Origin of the sequence: Acinetobacter sp. FDAARGOS_558, from assembly GCF_003937785.1 — a bacterium.
GTDB classification, from domain to species: Bacteria; Pseudomonadota; Gammaproteobacteria; order Pseudomonadales; family Moraxellaceae; genus Acinetobacter; species Acinetobacter baumannii.
Genome location: NZ_RKJH01000001.1, coordinates 148,322 through 167,779 on the forward strand (window position 1 = coordinate 148,322; position 19,458 = coordinate 167,779).

Consider the following 19,458-nt stretch of genomic DNA (forward strand, 5'->3'; position numbering starts at 1 on the left):
GATGAAACTAAATTAATGAAAGCTAAATATAAAAACCAATGAAAATTTTTCTTTACCTAATAAAGGATTGTTATTAGTCCTGTGAATTAAAAATGTATGGAGATAAATAGCTAAAACTAAATTGATAAATATAAGTTATTACGTGGTGTAGAAATATCATTAGTAATTCTAAATCGACTTGATAGTTTAAGAGTGGACAAATGACATAGCGTTATACGTAAAAGCATGTGGATGCATTTTAATTAAAAAGGAATTAGAAATGAGCCTAAAAAAAGTTCATCGCCACTCTTGGGTATCATTAGTGATTTGCTGGATTATCTGGGTGGTTGTTGCATACGACCGAGAGTTGATTTTCCGCGCAGCCAATATGATTTGTAATGAATTTAATTTATCTCCAACGCAATGGGGATACACCATTGCTGCAATTACACTTTCTTTGGCCGTTCTTAGTATTCCGGTTGCTGCTTTAAGTGATAAACATGCGTCCGGTTGGAAGCGAGGAATTTTTCAGTGGCCCTTAGTAATCGGATTTACTTTTATTTCGTTGCTTTCAGGTATTACATCTTTAAGTTCAAGTTTCTATAAGTTTGTAACCTTACGTATTATGGTTTCTTTGGGTTGTGGGGTGGCAGAGCCAGTTGGGGTGAGTAATACCGCTGAATGGTGGCCCAAGGAACATCGCGGTTTTGCCATAGGCGCTCATCACTCAGGTTATCCGGTTGGAGCGCTACTTAGCGGTGTTGCAATGGCCACCATCATTACTTATTTTGGTCCGCAGAATTGGCGCTATGCCTTTTTTCTTGGAATTATATTTGCTGTACCGGCATTAACTTTTTGGGCGATTTATTCGACCCGTAAACGTTATTCAGAGTTTCACCAATCTTGTGTAGATAATCAATTCACACCACCAACAGATTTTGTGCACGATGAAGGAGAAGAAAAAACAAGTACGCATAGTACATGGGAACGTTTAAAACAAACTCTAAGTTCTCGAGGAATTGTGTTTACCGCAGCCAGTACTTTAATTACCCATGTAGTTTATATTGGTTTTTTAACTATCTTTCCTGCATTTTTATACAATATTGTCGGGTTAGATCTGGCGAAATCGGCTGGCTTGAGCGCTGTATTTACAATTACCGGCATGATGGGGCAAATTATTTGGCCGACTTTGTCCGATAAGATTGGCAGACGACTCACATTGATTTTATGTGGTTGTTGGATGGCGGTCAGCATTGCAAGTTTTTGTTTAACCTCAGGCGTGGTTTCCGTCATTGCAATACAACTGTTTTTTGGTCTATCTGCCAACGCAATTTGGCCTATTTTCTATGCGACAGCATCAGATTATGCGCCAGCCGGAGCAATTGGAACTGCAAATAGTTTAATTACAGTTGCTCAGTATGTAGGTGGGGCAGTCGCACCGATTATTATGGGATATTTGCTTACGAGCTTTGGTGGCTGGCATAGTCATCAGGGGTATATCTGGTGTTTTCTCTTAATGTCATGTTGCGCGTTTATTGGCGTGATTTTACAAATTATATTGGGTTATCTCATTAAAAAAGAAAAATCAGAACAAGTTGATAATTTAAGTTTGAGTGCAAATTAAATTCTTATTTATTTAAAGTTTTTAGTCTTATTTTCATCACTGGTGAGACACCAGCAAAGTATGTCGATATTGGAATACTTTGCTGGCCTTGGTAAGAAAATTAATTCTGCCAATACGGTGTGTCACCATAGATTTCTGCAAAATAATCTATCACTGCTCTAATATTAAGTGGTGGATGGCGGACATTGGGATAAATGGCTGCGATATGCTGGGGGTGCGATTTAATCGCGGCTTCATATTCAGGTAAAAGCTTTATTAAGTCACCTTGTTTTAAAGCTTCGCCGATCAGCCAATCAGGAAATAAAACAATCCCCATGCCATGAAGCGCGGCTGTCATTAAACTCTCGGCATTGTTTGAAGAAAGTAACGGGGTAATTGGATAATGTACCCATTCTTCATTGGGCTTTCTCACTAACCAGCGGTTAGGACCTTCAAAACCTTTATAGACTAGGCACTTGTGTTGATTAAGTTCTGTTGGGTGGTCGAGCGTACCGTATTTGGCAATATATTGAGGAGAGGCGGCTAAATGATATTTTTGTGTACCAAAAATACGGGCATGAAATGATGAATCAGTCAGTGCTCCAATACGAAATATTAAATCTGTGCTTTCGCGTAATGGGTCTATAAATTCATCGGTTTGAATTAGTTCTATTAGAAGCCTTGGATAACGCTCTGATAAACCCGCCAACCACGGCGCAATATGCCGTTGCCCAAAAAACACAGGGGCATTAATTCGGACGAGTCCAGATGGTTCTATGGTTTTATCTTGTAAAGCCTTTTGAGCTTCATCAAATTGTTCGGTAATTCTTTTTGCATATTCAAAAAATAATTTACCCGATTCGGTCGGTGTGATTGCTCGTGTATTTCGGTAGAAAAGTTGTTGCCCCAACGCATCTTCAAGTTGTTGAATAGTCCGAGAAATCATGGAGGCAGACACATCTTCTTTACGTGCTACATTTGAGAAGTTTTGAGCATTGTAAACACTAATAAAGAAGCGAAGCGTGCGGATATCAATCGAATTTGTTAAATCCATTTGTGCAATTTCTGCAAAAGTGATTCATGAATTATGCTGTTTTTCTGATGAATTGGCTACCTTAGTATTCGTTGCCTAGATACAGATGAGGCAATGTAGATGCAAATTCTATTACTACTCCTAACCATTTTAGGAGGAATGGGGCTATCGGTCGAAGCTGGGCTTTTAGGGCCGTTAGGAAAGGAAGTAGGTGAGTTGTGGGCCACTTTTAGTATTTTTGGTGTGGGTGCAGCACTTACTTTTTTACTCATGTTGTTTTTTAGCCCACGCAATAGCCCTTCATTTTTTACACTTCCATCTTGGCAATTGCTGGGTGGTGTTCTTGGCCCTGCTTACGTCATTATTTTGACCATTACCACTCCAATTATTGGCATTGCAATGACCATGATTGGCATTTTAGCGGGACAGGTATCTAAAAGTCTGATTATCGACCACTATGGTTTACTGGGGACTCCACATCGAAAAGTAGACCGTAAACGGGTAGTGGCACTCATCTTTATTGTTGTCGCACTTGTACTTGTGTCAAAAGCGTAGGAGACAGCCATGACAATTTTAATGATTCTTCTCGCCGTCATTGGCGGTGCTTTGCTGAGTGTACAGGCTGCAATTAATGGGCAACTTGGAGCAAAAGTTGGTGTATTTCGTAGTGCTTTTTTGACTTTCTCGGTCGGTGCTCTAATTACGGCTCTCCTTATTTTTTACTTTGAACCTAAACATACCTTAACGTTATTAGATGTTCCTAAATGGCAGTTATTAGGCGCCATGTGTGGCGTACCTTATATTGTCATTATGGTACTGGCTGTACAAAGAATTGGGGCTGCAGTTGCTACTGTTGCTGTGATTTTTGGGCAACTTTTGATGAGTATCTTAATTGATAACTTTGGCTGGTTTGGCAACGAAACGCTTCCTTTTTCACTGTATCGATTAGGGGCGCTAATTTGCTTAGGGATTGCTTTATATTTTATTTATTCAAGCAGTAAGGATAAAAAGGTAGAAGGGTAATACAAGCTTAAGATTGAAATTAATATAGGTCTCATTGTTAGTCGTAAAGCCTACCAATAATGAGGCCATGCTTAATATTAAGTTAGCCGTTGGAATTACACGAAAAGAGAAAGATGCTGTGATTCTAATCAGTGAAAAGGTATACCTTGAATATAAGAATATGATTTTTGAGCTCAATAAATTAAAAAACAAAAATTTCTAACTCCCAACGATCCGCTTCTCAAGCATCTCCATAAAAGTTTTTAGTAATTCAGCTTTATATTTAAATGAATTAAATAAAAGCTAGAGGTTTTTGGATCTTTTATAAGAGATTAATTAAAGTAATTGATTTTAAAATAATTTATATTGTAGCGAGGATTAATAATATTGTAGAAATTTTTCTATCTAAGATTATCGAGATACTAACAAGATCTTCATCAATTCTAATGGATATGACTTAAATAGAGGAAGATTACTTAATTTTGATAAATTTAATTTTATACAAATATAAAGAAAAATTGAATAATGTGTTTTTTGTGTAAAATAAAGTTTTTATACGTACAATTCTGTATATGTGATGTTAACTAAGAACTTTATAAATTCTTCTATTATTCTTTTTGCGGGTTTTCACCAATATGTTTATGCGATTGAAGATGTCTCTTTACCCAGTCAGGTATTGCAAGATCAGCGTTTAAAAGAGCTTAACCAGCAATTACAAGACCAGCTTGCTCAGCAAACTCCTTATCAAAACACCAAGCCATTACAGGACTTTAAGTATTTAGCTGTTAAAGAAAGCCCCTGTGTAGCGGTTAAAGAAATTAGTCTTATCCCTTTAATTGGTCAGTCGGAATCTGACTTACAGCAATTTAACTTTGTGGTTAAGGCTATAAAAAAACACCCACAAAATATTCTAGGCAAATGTATTGGAACCCAAAGCTTACATAACATTGTGAACTATGCCCAGAATGAACTTTTAAAAAAGGGTTTTATTACCAGTCAAATTGTCGTGAGTCCGCAAGACTTAAATCAGGGTAATTTAAACCTGAGTGTGCAAATTGGACGTCTGAATAAAATCATAATTCAGGAAGGTAAAATTTCCTCATTACAGCTTAAGACAGGCTTGCCCTTTAAAGCGGGCGACATTGTGAACCTAAAAAGGCTCGATCAGGGTCTAGAAAATCTAAAACGTGTCTATGCGGTAGATATGCAAATTACTCCCGCAACTGCTCAAGATAAAGAATTAACGGGCTATAGCGATTTAATACTCAAACTTCAACCCCTACAAAAAGTTAATTTCAATTTAAGTGTAGATGACTCGGGTAATCAGGACACCGGCACCTATATGGGAAATATCGGCTTAGGCGTCAATAATCCATTTCATTTAAATGATATTTTATCGTTAAATGTGAGTCACTCTTTAGATGACTTTCATGAAAGTTTAAACCGAAGTTATTTCATTAGTTATCAGTTGCCTGTTGGTTATTATGATTTAGGTTTTAGCTATAACGATTATCAATATAGACAAGGAACTGTAGCACCTGAATCTGGCTATCCAGTTATTTATCATGGTAATAGCCAACAAGCCAACCTGAATTTATCTCGTGTGATTAGCCGTAGCGGACAACATAAAACCAGCGTGTATGGAAAGCTTTATCATAAAGAAAGCCAAAGTTTTTTAAATGATATTGAAATTAATGTCTTACACCGTAAAACCTCAGGCTGGAATTTAGGGGTTCAACACCGTCAATATTTAGGAAATGCGGTATTAGACGGTAGTATTGATTACCGTCGTGGGATGGGGGTGGAAGCCCGAACTGCCCCTGAAGAAAACATTACGGATGTTTATGGAAACCATCTTCCTGTTGAAGGTTACTCCCGTGCTCCACTGTGGAGTGCAGATCTGCGTTTTACTACACCGTTCCTTTTGCTCGATAAGCCAGCTCAATATCGCTTTAACTGGCGTGGACAATATGCACCGAAAATTTTAGTACCCAATGACCGCTTCTATATTGGTGGACGCTATAGCGTGCGTGGCTTTGATGGTGAACTCATGCTCTCTGGCGATAACGGACAGTATCTACAGCAAGAAATCAGCTTGAATGCACCAATTCCTAATACCCAGTTTTATATGGCAGTCGATCAGGGCTGGGTCAATGGCCGCAATAGCATACCGGGTCAGCGTTATTTACTCGGAAGTGTTTTAGGGCTACGCACTTATCAAAATAGTTTTTATCTGGATGCCTTTACAGGTCGGGGGCTGATTGCACCTGACAGCATAAAAAAAGACTGGGTTACCGGTTTTAGTATCAACCTTTCTTATTAATTTACTTTAGAAAAGACTTTATTCATGAACAAGAATAGTTATCGCATTATTTATAGCAAAGCACGTCAAATGTTTGTGGCTGTGGCTGAAAATGTACGAAGCCAAACCAAGACTTCTGGTCAAAGTGAAGCAAGTACTCGGAACAATATTGATAACAATGAATCTCAGGCATTTCATCAACTTTGGCAAGTGAAAGCACTGGTTGCAAGTATAAGTTTGTGGATGCCTTTAGCACCTGTCTATGCGGGTATTGTGGCGGACAGTGCCGCAAATGCTGCGAATAGAGCAGTCATCGGTGCTGGTAAGAACTCGGCAGGTACAGTTGTTCCGGTAGTTAATATTCAAACTCCAAAAAATGGTATATCCCATAATATTTATAAACAGTTTGATGTGTTGGCTGAAGGTACTGTTTTAAATAACAGCCGAACAGGAGCTACCACTAAAACGGTAGGAGCCGTGGGGGCAAACCCGTTTTTAGCGACTGGTGAAGCCCGTGTCATCCTCAACGAAGTAAATTCCAGCGCTGCCTCACGTTTTGAAGGGAACTTGGAAGTTGCCGGGCAAATGGCAGATGTGATTATTGCCAACCCATCCGGTATTAATATTAAAGGTGGTGGTTTTATTAATGCCAATAAGGCAATTTTTACCACAGGTAAACCTCAGTTAAATGCCGATGGCAGCATCAAACAGTTTACGGTTGACCAAGGAAAAATTACGGTTTCAGCAAACCCTAATTCTAAATTTGGCTTGGGTGGAAATAATAACGATGCAAATTATGTGGATCTCTATGCGCGTGCATTAGAACTCAGTGCGGAACTACGTGCCAAAAATGATATTCAGGTGATTGCCGGGGCAAATAATATCAGTGCAGATTTACAGGATGTTACAGCTAAAACAGGTACTGGAACAGCACCAACATTGGCTGTGGATGTTAAAGCACTGGGTGGGATGTATGCCAACAATATTTATTTGATGGGAACTGAAAAAGGCTTAGGCGTGACAAACGCAGGGACTATTCAGGCAGTAAACAACCTGGTGATTACCAGTGCCGGGAAAATTGAAAATAAGGGGACTTTAGAATCAACCAGCCCGACAGAGAGTTGGTTAAATATAGAAACAATAGGAGTAGCTACAGATGGCGATATTCTAAACAGTGGGGCAATTGTTAGCAAAGGACCTTTAAGTATTAAATCATCCAATAATATTAACCTTAATGGTGGTATTAACCTTAATGGTGGGCGAATTCAAAGTACCGCTATAAAACCTGTGCCTGTAATAATAGAGGCTAAAGGAGATATCAAACTTTCAGAAAGGGCATCTATATCTAATTTAAAATTAGGTTCAAATATGTATTTGAATGCTAATAATATTGAATTAGAGAATAAATCAAGTATTAGCAGTAATGGTGCTAATTCTGTTATTGCAAAAAATGGTATAATACTTAAAAATAATTCAAGTATTACATCAATTTATGATTTAGATGTTTCTGCACAAAAAATTGATTCTTCATATTCTAGCTTAGTTGCAAATAAAGGAAATATTAATATTGTAGGCAATAGTGATGATGGAAATTTAGGTAATATTAATCTTTCTGAAACAATATTAAATGCGGTAGGTAATGTAAGTTTATATAGCTCGGGGAATACTTTATTAAAAAATTTGGATATTACAACTTTAAATGATGGTAATAGTAAAATTAAAAACTTTAAACTGTATAGCAAGAATAACTTACTTTGGGATTATTTAACGAAAGCCCCGCCTCAATTCGTGGGTAAAATACAAGCAGAAGCTGGTGAGAAATTAACATTAAGTGGAAAGAAATTAATTGCATTAGATGGCATTGATTTACAAGCAAGTCAGCTTAAATTAGATTCTGAGTTAGATAGTCAAAAAAATATTAATATTACCTCTAAAAAAGATGATCTAATTTTAGAAAAAAATTTAAATACACAAAATGATATTAATATTACAGCACTTGCTGGTGGAGTTACTGCAAATAGCTTAAAGGCCACATCTTCGGCTGGAAAGATTTCTATACTCGCGAATAAAAATCTGAATTTAAACTCGACCCAAACAACCAAGGCGATGCCTTCAGCTGATAAAGATGAATTAGCAACTGATCAGACGGTTATTAGTGGTTTAAAAGGCGTAACACTTGGCTCGATTGGTGATGGCACTGTTAACTTGCAATCGGTACAAGTTAATGCGAATCAGGGTGATATATTAGTTTCGAGTAATAATGGAATCAATCTAAAGGCTAATAGTGATGTTTCTGTGAAAGGAGACACTGGTTATACCAAAATAGTCAATAATGTTCTAAAGGGACAAACCGTTTCGATAGAAAATAGCAAATCCGATATTAAAATCCAAAATACAGATCTAGGCTCTACGGTTGGTAAACTTGCGATCAATAGTAGAGCAGGCATGAGTACAATTATCGATAGCGTATTAACGTCAAAAGGTAATACTGAACTCTTTGCAAAAGATTTACTGACTTTACAGGGCGTGAATGCTACTTCAGACCAGCATCTGGCAGTAAGCTCTGGCCGTACGGTTTATAGCAATGCTGAGTATACGCCAGCGACCAAATGGATTGCGAATAAAGTAACAAACTTAACATCTAAGGGTGTCACCTCTGTAACGGCTACAGGAAACCAAGTATTACAAAATACAAATTTAACCGGCGGAGCTGTTCTATTAGAAGCGGGTGGTTTTATTACAGGCCAGACTGGATTGAACTTAAATGCAGTCGGAAGTGATTTACTTAAGAATGATACAAAGTTAAATAGTTTAAATGGTGACCTAACTATTCAAACAAATTCTAACTTAACGATTGACCCAAAAGTTTACAGCTTAAAGGCTGTTGGTGATATCGAGCTCGTTTCTAAAGCTGGTACTTTGACTTTAAAAGGCTATGAAGGAGCTAAAGGAAATGGATCGGAACAAGTTGTTAAGCTGGATACAGCAAATGGTGGTATTAATTTAGAGGGTACTAAAGTTGATATTCAAGGTTCACAACTAATAGCAAAAAAAGATATTCAAGTGGTATCAACTAAGGATGATCTTTTAATTGATGGTGTAAGAAATTCTTTCTCTAATATAAAATTTCCAGATAAGGCCAATAGAGAAAAAATAGTACAAACTGATTTTATTCAAGAACTTAATGTGCTGAAAGCAACCCAAGAATATCTAAATTATCAGCAAGCACTAAAAGATGCAAATGATCAGATAAAAGCTGGTGAAGATTGGATGAGAACAGCACAAGGATCAATTGCATTAACAGCAAAAAGACTGAAAGATGAGGGTGAGAGAAAATTAGCTCAGGTTAACGAGACATATAAAACTTTAATTACAAACTTGAATGGATTGCAACGAAATATTGATCAGTCAGGGGCAAATATTAGTTTTTACGAGCAAAACTTAAAAGGACAACAACATGCTTCGGTAAATATAAAATCAATTGATGGAAATATTAATTTAGTTTCGGCCAAAGGTTTGAGTTTAAGTGGTTCAAAAGTCAATGCTCAACAAGGAGAAGTCCGGATAGAAGCGGCAGGAACATTAACAAATAATATTTATAATATTCAAGGTCAATATGATAGCGCCACTGAAAATAGTGTTAAACAAGGCGCTATAGCTAGCAGTATTATTATTGATGCCAATCAAGATTCATACGAATTTGGAAATGAAACAGATACAACATATGCTTGGAGAAGTCCTGTAGATGCTCCAAGCATATATGGGAAAAAGGGTGTAAAGATTAAAGCTACAGGAACCAATACTACAGACAACTTAGTATTACAAGGAGTAGATATTCGTTCGGAAGGTGATGTTAATATCGAAGCCCATAAAAATATCATTTTTGATGTGGCTGTGGAAAGTGGTTACGATAAGAGTACAACGACGGAAACTAAAAAGAAATGGTATGGTAAAAAAACCACCACAACTACGGTAAATACTTCAAATAAAAGTGAAGGGGTTTCTGTAAACATTAATGCAAAGAATATTAATATTAAGAGTAAAGAACAGAATACAAAAGAAATGACGGGGAAAAACCGTACAAGTATTGATATGTATTCTAGTCAATTTACAGCAACTGGTGGAAAAATTAGCATTCAAGCTGGAGGAGATTTAAATTTTCTTACTGCACTTGATGTTGAACAAAACACCGATGATATAACAAAAAAGTCATCTTTTTTAGGGGTGAAACTTAATAAATCAAAGACTACAGCTACACGTAATATTAAGGCTGAGTTACCTGCGACGTTGAAAGCAGACTATATTGGTACTAAATCAGGTTTAGACACACGTTTAAAAGGTCCTGAATTTGAATATTTAAGTGGAGCAACTATTGAAGCTGGTGGTGTAATTTCTCTTGAAAGTGCTTCTAATATAGTTGAACAAACTTTAAAAAGAGATAAAAACTCTGTAGTTTGGCAGTCAATGCAAGATAAAGGCTCAATTACTGAAACTGCTCAGCTACCAAGTTTTAATGGGCCAGTTTTACCTACCTTTAAAGCGGCAGGTGGTTTGAGTGTGCAAGTTCCAATCAGTGAAAAAGATGTTAATAAAGTTGAATTGAGAGATGAAATCCTAAAACTGGCAAATCAGCCAGGTAATGCTTATCTCAAAGAATTAGTTAATAGAAAAGATGTTGATTGGCAGAAAGTACTTCTTGCTCAAAAGGATTGGGATTATAAGTCACAAGGGTTAACAGCTGCGGGTGCTGCTCTTATTGTCATTATTGTAACGATTGCTACGATGGGTTCAGGAACTGCTGCAGCCGCAGGAGCTGCTGGTGGAACAGCAGCAAGTGGAACTACTGTAGGCTTGGGTGCAAGTATGATTGGCTCAGCTGGTGTTACAACAGCAACAGTTGGAGGTGTTACAACAATTACAGGCGTTTCTACGCTTGGGGCTATGGCAAATGCTGCTATTACAAGTTTAGCAACTCAAGCAAGTGTAGGATTGATTAACAACGGTGGAGATATCGGTAAAACACTAAAAGATTTAGGGAGTAAAGACTCGGTTAAGAATTTAGCAGCTTCAGTAGTCACTGCTGGATTGTTGAACGGGGTGGCGACAAACTTAAATATTAGTAGTAATGCTATTGTGAATGACATTGCCAATAATATGGCAACTGGAATGATACAAGGCGTTGGCAGTACGTTGATAGATTCTGCGGTTAATGGTAGAGACCTAAGCGAAGGCCTGGAAAAAGCTTTATTAGCAGGATTAGCAAACTCATTGCAAGCACCATTAGCAGGCGCAATTGGTGACACATTAGGGATGAGTAGTAATGCCTTTGTGAGTAAAGTTGTTGCTATTGCTGCGCATGCTGCAGCGGGTTGTGCAACAGGAGTGGTTGATAATGAATGTAAATCACGGGCTCTTGGAGCTGCTTTAGGGGAAGTTATTGCGGAAAATATGTTCAAACCAGCGAATGGCATTGAATATACGGAAGCGGAAAAATCAAAAATTCTCAACATCACTAAACTTACCACTGGAGTTGTTGCTGCCTATGCGGGGTATAATGTGACTGCTGCTGCAAATGCAGCGGATATAGCCGTAAGCAATAATTATTTGAACCATGTGCAAGAGAAGCAAAAAAGTCAAGAACTTAAAGATTGTAATGTTCTTACTTGTGGTGGAGTCGTTGTTAAATGGGCTGCAATTAGTGCAGGACAAGATGCAAATTATGCAGCAGGCTTTGCAGTAGGTATTCCGACCTCTGTTGCTGAGTCGGTAGTAGGTTTGGCAAAAATGGCTCTTAGCCCAATACAAACCTATAAAGCGATCAAAGAAGTTATCAATAGTGAAAACGCTCTAGGTAATATTAGTGATGCTATTAAACAAGATTATACGAACCGTATTAATAAGCTTGAATCAGAATATGAAAAAGCTGGTATTAAAGGTTCATATAATGCAGGTTTAGAAGCAGGCAAACTTACAGCTGATGTAGCGAGTTTATTTGCTGGTGGGGCTAGTATTGCTAAAGGTGGAGTGATTCTAACAGAAAAAGTAGCCGCAAAAGTAGGCTATAAAGTCTTGAAAGATCCTATCATAATTTCCGATAAGGGTATTCCAGTTACTTTAGATGGTCATAAAATCTATGACCCTCAATTTACTCCATTGAGTACAAATCCTGGAGCAACTTATAGATTCTCTGATCCTACGCATAGAAAAACTGGGGGGGATGTCTATTTTGGTGAAAATATTGCGACCTCTTATTTCGAAGTTAGACAGGCTGTCAATGGTAAGTCTTTATTTGTGGGACAGGTAGAGGTTAAGAACATGTTGGATTTAACTGACCCTAAAATATTAAAACAAATGGGTATTGATCAGAAGAAGTTGACTCAAATTGTGAATACCTCTACTGAACAAGATTTTGTATATGCGTATACAAACAAGATAGCTAATCAAGCTTACGATAAAGGTTACTCTGGTATTATTTATAATAGCAGTCGTAATACTGGATCCAGCAATAATCGAGCAGTGATTCTATTTGGTGGACGTTATGATGCTGAAAAGATTAAACCAGTACTAGATAAACCGATTTTAAAGAAATAAGGAGTGAGACAATGAGAGCCTTACATCAAGTAGCAGCGAATATGATTGGAGTGATACCTTATTATTTAAATAAATATCAGCAACATGGTTTACAATATCAGCCTCAAAGAGATTCACAAGCAGAACCGGCAGGTGGTCAATGTGGAAACTGCTATACAATCGTATGGATAACAGGTCGTAATGATCCTATTTTGAATGAAGATGATAGTAATATACCTGACAGTGGACCAATTTACAGAGAGTACTATAAAAATAAACTAAAACGGTTTTTAAGCTCATTACCTCCCTGCCCAAATTGTCATCAACAGGCATATGATTTATTCGTTAATAATACGACATTAACTAGATTTGAAGATGGTAGTCCAGCTCCAAAATATCCAGAGGAATATTATGGGGTTGATGAAGAGATGTCAGCTAAAGTAAAAAACAAAACGGTCTGGTGGTATGGTGATAAAGCTGAAGCTAAAAGGTTAAATCTACAATTCTTATGATTTTTTTCAAAATTAAATTATTGTCTGGTAAATATTTTGATGGCGATATTAACTTAAAATCTCGTCACTTGGAGTTAAACTCTTAAATATTTAGCTAAACACTTAAAGAAAATTAATTACACGAAGTCCATTTTAAATGGGCTTCGCCCTATAAAATAGTAACTTATTCTTAATAAGTTACTATTTTATACATCCATGAATTAATAGAACAGCTCTATTAATATAAAGATTTTTAACTCGCAACGATCCGCTTCTCAAGCATCTCCATAAAGGTTTTTAAAATAATATTATGGTTTTTGCCTTTGTGAGTAATTAAGCAAATGGGTGTGCTGTAATGCATTTTTTCTTTTGAAATGGCTTGCATAAAACCATCTTCAACCCATTTCTTTGTATAGTAATCGGGTAAAAAACCTAAAAATTTTCCGGTTAAAATTAGAAATGCAATTCCTTCACGGTCACTTGCTGTCGCTTTACAGTCTAAAAGCTGGTGCAACTTTGCTGCTTCAGGTGTGATTGCATAATTGGGAAGTGCAGCTTTCCATTTTTTTAATTCATCTAAATCCATCTTGCTACATTTGCTAAAAAAGGGATGGTTTTTACCGTAATATAAAAATGAACTTTCGCTATATTAAGTCAAAATAGTCTAGGCCAGACAGCGGAGTCACAAGGGGAATTGCTCCCGCATGTAAACGGTTGTCTAGCACACGGCACTCAATATCTGAAAGTGTACTCATGCTAATATTAATGATCACTTCAGAATGTTCTTCGGCAAGTTGTGCCAGCGTATTGGTAATGTAGCCACTTGGCATGGTCACGAGGTTATTAATAATACCTATATTAAACTCACCCTTTAGACGGTTATGCATTTGATTGACTTTGGAGCGAAAGTCTTCGATAGAAGCGGTGAGGACTTCTATATATTCTAAAATTTCACGACTTTCATCAGTTAGTGCAAACCCTGCGCGGCCACGTTGGCATAGCCGAATGCCTAAACGATTTTCTAAATCGCTCATATGTAAACTAATTCCAGAACGACTAATGCCGAGAATACTTTCGGCAGACGTAAAGCTGTGACAGTCACAAACCGGTTTAAATATTTTAAGTAATTTAATATCAAAATCGGAAACCGTTCAATCAAATGTTCAGATGAGCTTAAATTATCAAGCGCATTGGATGCCATTTTCTGCAAATCGTAATTTCCATAAAGATCCGCGCATGATTGTCGGTGCTAAAGGATCATATTTAATTGATAGCACTGGTCGTGAAGTCTACAACTCATTATCAGGTCTATGGACTTGTGGTGCTGGGCATACACTTTCTGAAATTCAGCAAGCCGTAAGTACTCAGTTGGCAAAGTTGGATTACTCACCGGCATTTCAGTTTGGCCATCCATTGTCGTTTCAATTGGCTGAACGAATTATTCAGCTTATGCCTGAAAAATTGCAGCATGTGTTCTTTACCGACTCAGGTTTAGAGTCTGCCGACACCGCAATTAAAATGGCGCGTGCCTATTGGCGCATTAAAGGTAAACCAAGCAAGACTAAATTGATTGGTCGTGCCCGTGGCTATCATGGTGTAAACGTTACGGGAACAAGCTTAGGCGGTATTGGTGGCAACCGTAAAATATTTGGTCAGCTTATGGATGTAGACCACTTACCGCATACCTTGCAGCCCGATTTAAGTTTTACCAAAGGCTGTGCTGAAACAGGTGGCGTAGAGCTTGCCAATGAAATGCTTAAGTTAATTGAGCTACATGATGCTTCGAATATTGCCGCAGTTATTGTAGAGCCAGTGTCAGGTTCGGCAGGATGTATTGTGCCGCCGACTGGTTATTTAAAACGCTTAAGAGAAATCTGCGATCAACACGATATCTTACTTATTTTTGACGAAGTCATTACTGGTTTTGGGCGAATGGGGAAATGGACGGCTTCAGAATATTTTGATATCACGCCAGATATTTTAAATTTTGCCAAACAAATTACCAACGGCGCTATTCCACTGGGTGGCGTGGTGGTAAGCCATGAATTTAGATTAATTAAAAAGAGACCAGTGAATGGTCTCTTTTTTCTTAATTATACTAGCATCCTCAAATTTATTTTTTAGTCGTATCTACAGAAACCACAACAGATAGACCAGGACGCAACAATTTAATATCAGGTTGGTTCTCAAGGAGCTTGATGCGTAAAGGTAAACGCTGAACAATTTTAGTAAAGTTACCCGTCGCATTTGTTGCTGAAATTGGCGAGAAGAATGCACCAGTCGATGGTGAAAAACTATCTACTACACCTTTTAACTCAACGTTATAAGCATCGACATAAACAGTGACAGGCTGGCCGATTTTAATTTGTTTTAGCTCAATTTCACGGAAGTTTGCTTCTACATACACTTGATCTAAAGGCACAACCACCATGAGTGGATTACCTGCGCCAACAAAGTTGCCCACATTTGCAGACTTCTGCCCAATCATACCATCAATAGGCGCTCGAATTTCTGTATAGCTCAGATTCAGTTTTGCTTTATCAAGCGCAGCTTGGGCTTGTTTCAAAGCCGCTTGTTTAGCTTGAACCTGAATCTTATATTGGTTGAGCTGATACTGCGCATCAATGACTTTTTCTTTACTGCTGTCTAAGTCGGCATATTGCTCGGTTAGTGTGGTTTTTGACTGTTGTGTAATCAATCTAGATTCAGCGCCAAGTGCCTGTAATTGCTCATAGCGTGCGGTATTATCTTTAGTGAGTTTAATGCCGGCTTCTACTTTTCTAAGCTGGGCCTCTGTTTCTCGAATAACAGTTGGTTGTCTTTCTACTGCCAGCATTGCTTCATTTAAGTCAGCTTGTGCTTTGGCATAATTAGATTCAGCTTCAGCTAAAGCCGCCTGATAATCACGTGCATCAATTCGTGCCAAAAGCTGGCCTTTTTTTACGGTCTGGTGATCTTTAATATAAATTTCTTCAATATTACCTGACACTTTGGGAGCAATGGTTGAGTACTCGACATCTACCCGTGCATCGTCAGTTTTAACAATGGAAGAAGGTAAAAATATAACTTTTAAAATCCATAAAATGGAAACTAGAACGATAATAAATGCAATAACCATAACCCAGTGTTTCTTAAGATATTGCATCTTTGTTAACTTGGGTGACTCGGTCATGGAGTGATCTTGGGCTTCGAGAGTACTCATAAAGATTTTCCTGAGTTATGACTATTCATTAACTTAATGAGAGCAATGCGTGGTGGATAAGTTCTAACTGGCAAAATCAGCATAACGATAAATAAAAGTGCAGTAAGTCCCGCTAAAATCAGATATTGATCACTAATGACTAACACTGATTGCTGTGCCTGAATCGCAGAATTTAAGGCAGATAAACCACCGGAGACACGTTCGGTACCATCTGCACTCAGCACAGGCGGGGTAAGAGGATTAATAACAGGACCTTGAATATTTTGAAAAACATGTTGTGCGGTATTTTCAATCAGCCGTGTTGAATGGTATTCACCACGTACTCGATTGACCCAGTCTAAAAGGCACACACCAAGTACGCCGCTAATAGCACGCGGGGTGTTAATCATAGGTGAAGCATAGATTGCCATAGTTGGGTGGACACTATTTGTACCCATCATGAGGAGCGAAAGCACTACACAGGTTTGGCCTAAACATGAGATTGCATGCCAAAAATAGAATTGGTCTTGGTTCCAAGTCGTATCAAGTTGACTTGCACCTAAGCAGCCAACCATAACCAAAAGCAAACCAAACCCATGTACATATCGGCTATCAACCCAAGCTTGGTTCAAAACTTTAATAACAATCGGGATATAGATAAATTGTAATGCGGCAATTTGTAAGCCAATCCACATGGTTTGAGTAGGCTTATAACCATGCACAGCGCTTAAGTAATTAAGGGGTAATGTACTGGTTGACATACCAATAACAACAAAGCAGAACAATGCAATAACAGCATAACCAAAATTTCGTATTTCGAGCATTTGCGGTTTAATTAATGGTGTTGGATAGCGCCATTCATGTATTAAAAATAAAGGTAGGGTAATGGCACTCATTAAAGCCAAAACACAAATCAATTTTGAATGGAACCAGTCCAAATGATTGCCATGCAAAAGCATGGTGCTAAGGCTTGCCAAACCAATAATGGCTAGAATCGCGCCAGTCCAATCGTAAGTTTTTATTCTTGAGTAATTTAACGGATCTTGCGGAATACCGAAGTAAACTAACGCAGCACTTAAAGCACAAAAAGGAATGGTTTGGAAAAATATCATCTTCCAACCAATCACATCTAAATAAAAGGCAGCAAGCGCAGCGCTTAAGTTTGGGAAAAAAGTTGCTGTTAATGCATAGCAGGCCAAGCCCCATAGACGAATTTCAGGTCCTAGGAATCTAAGTGCACATGCCATTAATAAAGGAATAGTTAAACCATTGGCGAGTCCTTGTAAGCCCCGTAATAAATAAAATATTTCGATATTTGGGCTAAAAGGAATTAAAACGCTAGAGAAGAGGCAAAGTCCTATCGCAAAAAGAAGAACCCGACGCATAGAAAAAATAACCGCCCAACTGGTGGACAGGATCATCCCAATAATCATGGCACTGGCATAAATACTGCTGACCCAATAACCAGAGTCGACACTAATACCCATCTCACCGCGAATATCGACCAAGGTAATGCTGCTAATTCGGTTATTAAATTCGACAGTCATGGCTGCAAAAATTGCACCTGCCAAACCGATGAGTGGTCGTATATTCATCTTTTACCTTAAATTTAAAAATGAGCTTAATGCTTATAGCGGTGATTAAGCTCAACTGTACCGATCGGTACTCTACTATCTTATTAAATTTACGTCAATTCTCGATTTTGAACTTTTCGATGAGTTACACTAAGAATGAAATTGCTAAATATGTTTGTAGGGTTGTATGTCTGATTGCACTAAAACGAATGAGAAAGATCAAAAAATTCTGGATGCAGCAACAAAGTTTTTTCTGATCCATGGTTTTAGTGGGACAACCACAGATATGATTCAAAAAGAAGCGGGCGTTTCAAAAGCGACTATGTATGGTTGTTTTAAAAATAAAGAAGCGATGTTTGCTGCGGTCATTGAACGTCAATGTACCAACATGCAAAAACAAATTATGTCGGTCGAGACAAAAGCCAAAAATTTACGTTCAGCTTTAACCGAAATTGGGAAAACTTATCTGTGCTTTATCTTATCGCATTCAGGTTTGGCTTTTTTTAGAGTCTGTATTGCAGAGGCTGTAAGGTTCCCGGAATTATCCGAAAAGTTCTTTGAAGTGGGACCACAACGTCTAGCAAATATTATTGCAGGTTATCTTGAAAAGTCGGTTAAACAAGGAGAAATTGAATTAACATCTTCTTCGGAAGTCGCAGCAAATATATTTTTATCGCTTTTAAGAAGTGATGCCCACCTAAAATGTTTGACTCATCCTGATTATTTAATCTCAGCTGATGAAATTAGTACTTGGGTTGAATACGCTGTTGATTTATTTTTAAAAAATATTAATTACAAACTAGATTGATTTCTGGGCAGTTTATTTATTATGACCTGAAAGAGAAGGTAGGTGCCATAAAATTAAGGTAAAGGCACCCATATTATAAGCTTATCAAAATTGACTTCACACTAATTCTTAAAATATTTTATAAAATCAGATGGAGACATTTGACTAAATTTTTTAAACTCTTTATGAAAATGAGCTTGATCGTTATAGCCTAAATCATAAGTTAAATCAGATAGTTTTAAACTTTTTGATGTATTCATAGCTTGTATTGCCGATTGAAAACGGATGATACAAGCAAAGGTTTTTATACTCATTCCAACATCATGTTTAAACATTCTTTGAATATGGCGGCTACAATAACCAGTCAATCTTTCAAGGTCTTTAATCTTTATTTCATTATTCTGGGTAATAATAAAATGAAGAACTTCTTGGGTTGTTGTAGAGAACTTTCTACTGAGCCTTTCAGAAAAAGTATTTAAAAATAGATTAATTTGTTGATCAATAGATCCTTCAGAAGAAATTTTTTCAATAAGCCAGTTTTTATTTGATACAAGTTCGTTAAAATTAAGGCATTGATTTAAAATTTCTTCACTAGATACCTCAATAAAGTTGGGGATAATGCCCGGTAAAAAACGGATACCAAAATAAGGGGTGTTTTCTTTAAGTGGCACTACCTGAGAATTAAGAGTAGAACCACAAATACGGGCCTGCGGTTGTTGTGGGCTACACTCAAATAAAATATCAATACATCCATCTGGAACGGCTAAAACAGGGTATTCAATATTAGATATATCTAGCCGATAAAATTCGGAGATGATATGTGAAAAAGCATCACATCGTTGATAACTATGTATCCTTTTCTTAAAAAAAGGTTGTTCACAGTAGAATCGAGCTAGCTGCTCGCCTGCTTTAGTGCAAGAACTCATATCCATTGAA

The 19,458-nt window shown here is 37.5% G+C and carries 11 protein-coding genes and 3 pseudogenes; 9 read left to right on the top strand and 5 right to left on the bottom strand.

The features are described 5' to 3' along the window. Positions 1 to 259 precede the first annotated feature (259 nt). Complete coding sequence (locus EGT34_RS00725) at positions 260 to 1,603, top strand: MFS transporter (RefSeq protein WP_000053789.1); 1,344 nt, start codon at positions 260 to 262, stop codon at positions 1,601 to 1,603. A 100-nt stretch (positions 1,604 to 1,703) separates the two neighbouring features. Here the strand turns inward: EGT34_RS00725 and EGT34_RS00730 are convergent, their stop codons facing one another. Beyond that, on the bottom strand, positions 1,704 to 2,636 hold the full coding sequence (locus EGT34_RS00730) for a LysR family transcriptional regulator (protein ID WP_017725443.1): 933 nt from the start codon (positions 2,634 to 2,636) through the stop codon (positions 1,704 to 1,706). A 99-nt stretch (positions 2,637 to 2,735) separates the two neighbouring features. Here EGT34_RS00730 and EGT34_RS00735 point away from each other — a divergent pair, with 99 nt between their 5' ends. From EGT34_RS00735 to EGT34_RS00760, 6 genes and pseudogenes are all read left to right on the top strand, one after another. Next, positions 2,736 to 3,170, top strand: a complete 435-nt coding sequence (locus EGT34_RS00735; protein WP_001166494.1) for a DMT family transporter — start codon at positions 2,736 to 2,738, stop codon at positions 3,168 to 3,170. A 9-nt stretch (positions 3,171 to 3,179) separates the two neighbouring features. Then, a complete protein-coding gene (locus EGT34_RS00740; RefSeq protein WP_000153881.1) occupies positions 3,180 to 3,638 on the top strand; it encodes a DMT family transporter in 459 nt (152 codons plus the stop codon). 85 nt (positions 3,639 to 3,723) lie between these two features. Beyond that, positions 3,724 to 3,840, top strand: a pseudogene (locus tag EGT34_RS00745) (hypothetical protein); the annotation flags it as partial. A 354-nt stretch (positions 3,841 to 4,194) separates the two neighbouring features. Next, positions 4,195 to 5,940, top strand: coding sequence for a ShlB/FhaC/HecB family hemolysin secretion/activation protein (locus EGT34_RS00750; RefSeq protein ID WP_024437455.1), 1,746 nt, complete (start codon positions 4,195 to 4,197; stop codon positions 5,938 to 5,940). A 24-nt stretch (positions 5,941 to 5,964) separates the two neighbouring features. Continuing rightward, positions 5,965 to 12,510: a DUF637 domain-containing protein gene (locus tag EGT34_RS00755; protein WP_024437454.1), complete on the top strand. Its 6,546-nt coding sequence runs from the start codon at positions 5,965 to 5,967 to the stop codon at positions 12,508 to 12,510. A gap of 11 nt (positions 12,511 to 12,521) precedes the next feature. Next, positions 12,522 to 13,001, top strand: coding sequence for a hypothetical protein (locus tag EGT34_RS00760; RefSeq protein ID WP_024437453.1), 480 nt, complete (start codon positions 12,522 to 12,524; stop codon positions 12,999 to 13,001). A gap of 232 nt (positions 13,002 to 13,233) precedes the next feature. Here the strand turns inward: EGT34_RS00760 and EGT34_RS00765 are convergent. Next, a pseudogene (locus tag EGT34_RS00765) lies at positions 13,234 to 14,113 on the bottom strand (LysR family transcriptional regulator). On the opposite strand from EGT34_RS00765, the pseudogene EGT34_RS00770 reads away from it, so the two are divergent. Further along, positions 14,097 to 15,026: pseudogene (locus tag EGT34_RS00770) on the top strand (aminotransferase class III-fold pyridoxal phosphate-dependent enzyme); the annotation flags it as partial. The pseudogenes EGT34_RS00765 and EGT34_RS00770 overlap by 17 nt on opposite strands. A gap of 67 nt (positions 15,027 to 15,093) precedes the next feature. Here the strand turns inward: EGT34_RS00770 and EGT34_RS00775 are convergent. Together EGT34_RS00775 and EGT34_RS00780 are read right to left on the bottom strand one after the other, a co-directional pair. Beyond that, on the bottom strand, positions 15,094 to 16,182 hold the full coding sequence (locus EGT34_RS00775) for an HlyD family secretion protein (RefSeq protein WP_000105392.1): 1,089 nt from the start codon (positions 16,180 to 16,182) through the stop codon (positions 15,094 to 15,096). Further along, the gene (locus EGT34_RS00780; RefSeq protein ID WP_001026287.1) at positions 16,179 to 17,756 is read right to left on the bottom strand and encodes an MFS transporter; all 1,578 of its coding nucleotides are present in this window, start codon (positions 17,754 to 17,756) and stop codon (positions 16,179 to 16,181) included. The genes EGT34_RS00775 and EGT34_RS00780 overlap by 4 nt, the downstream gene beginning before the upstream one ends. A gap of 166 nt (positions 17,757 to 17,922) precedes the next feature. Between EGT34_RS00780 and EGT34_RS00785 the strand changes: the two genes are divergently transcribed. After that, positions 17,923 to 18,543, top strand: coding sequence for a TetR/AcrR family transcriptional regulator (locus EGT34_RS00785; protein WP_001278392.1), 621 nt, complete (start codon positions 17,923 to 17,925; stop codon positions 18,541 to 18,543). Positions 18,544 to 18,644: 101 nt separating this feature from the next. Here EGT34_RS00785 and EGT34_RS00790 read toward each other — a convergent pair whose 3' ends face one another. Beyond that, positions 18,645 to 19,454 (bottom strand): helix-turn-helix domain-containing protein, encoded by an 810-nt coding sequence (locus EGT34_RS00790; RefSeq protein WP_000367644.1) that lies wholly within the window; start codon positions 19,452 to 19,454, stop codon positions 18,645 to 18,647. Between the last annotated feature and the right edge of the window lie 4 nt (positions 19,455 to 19,458).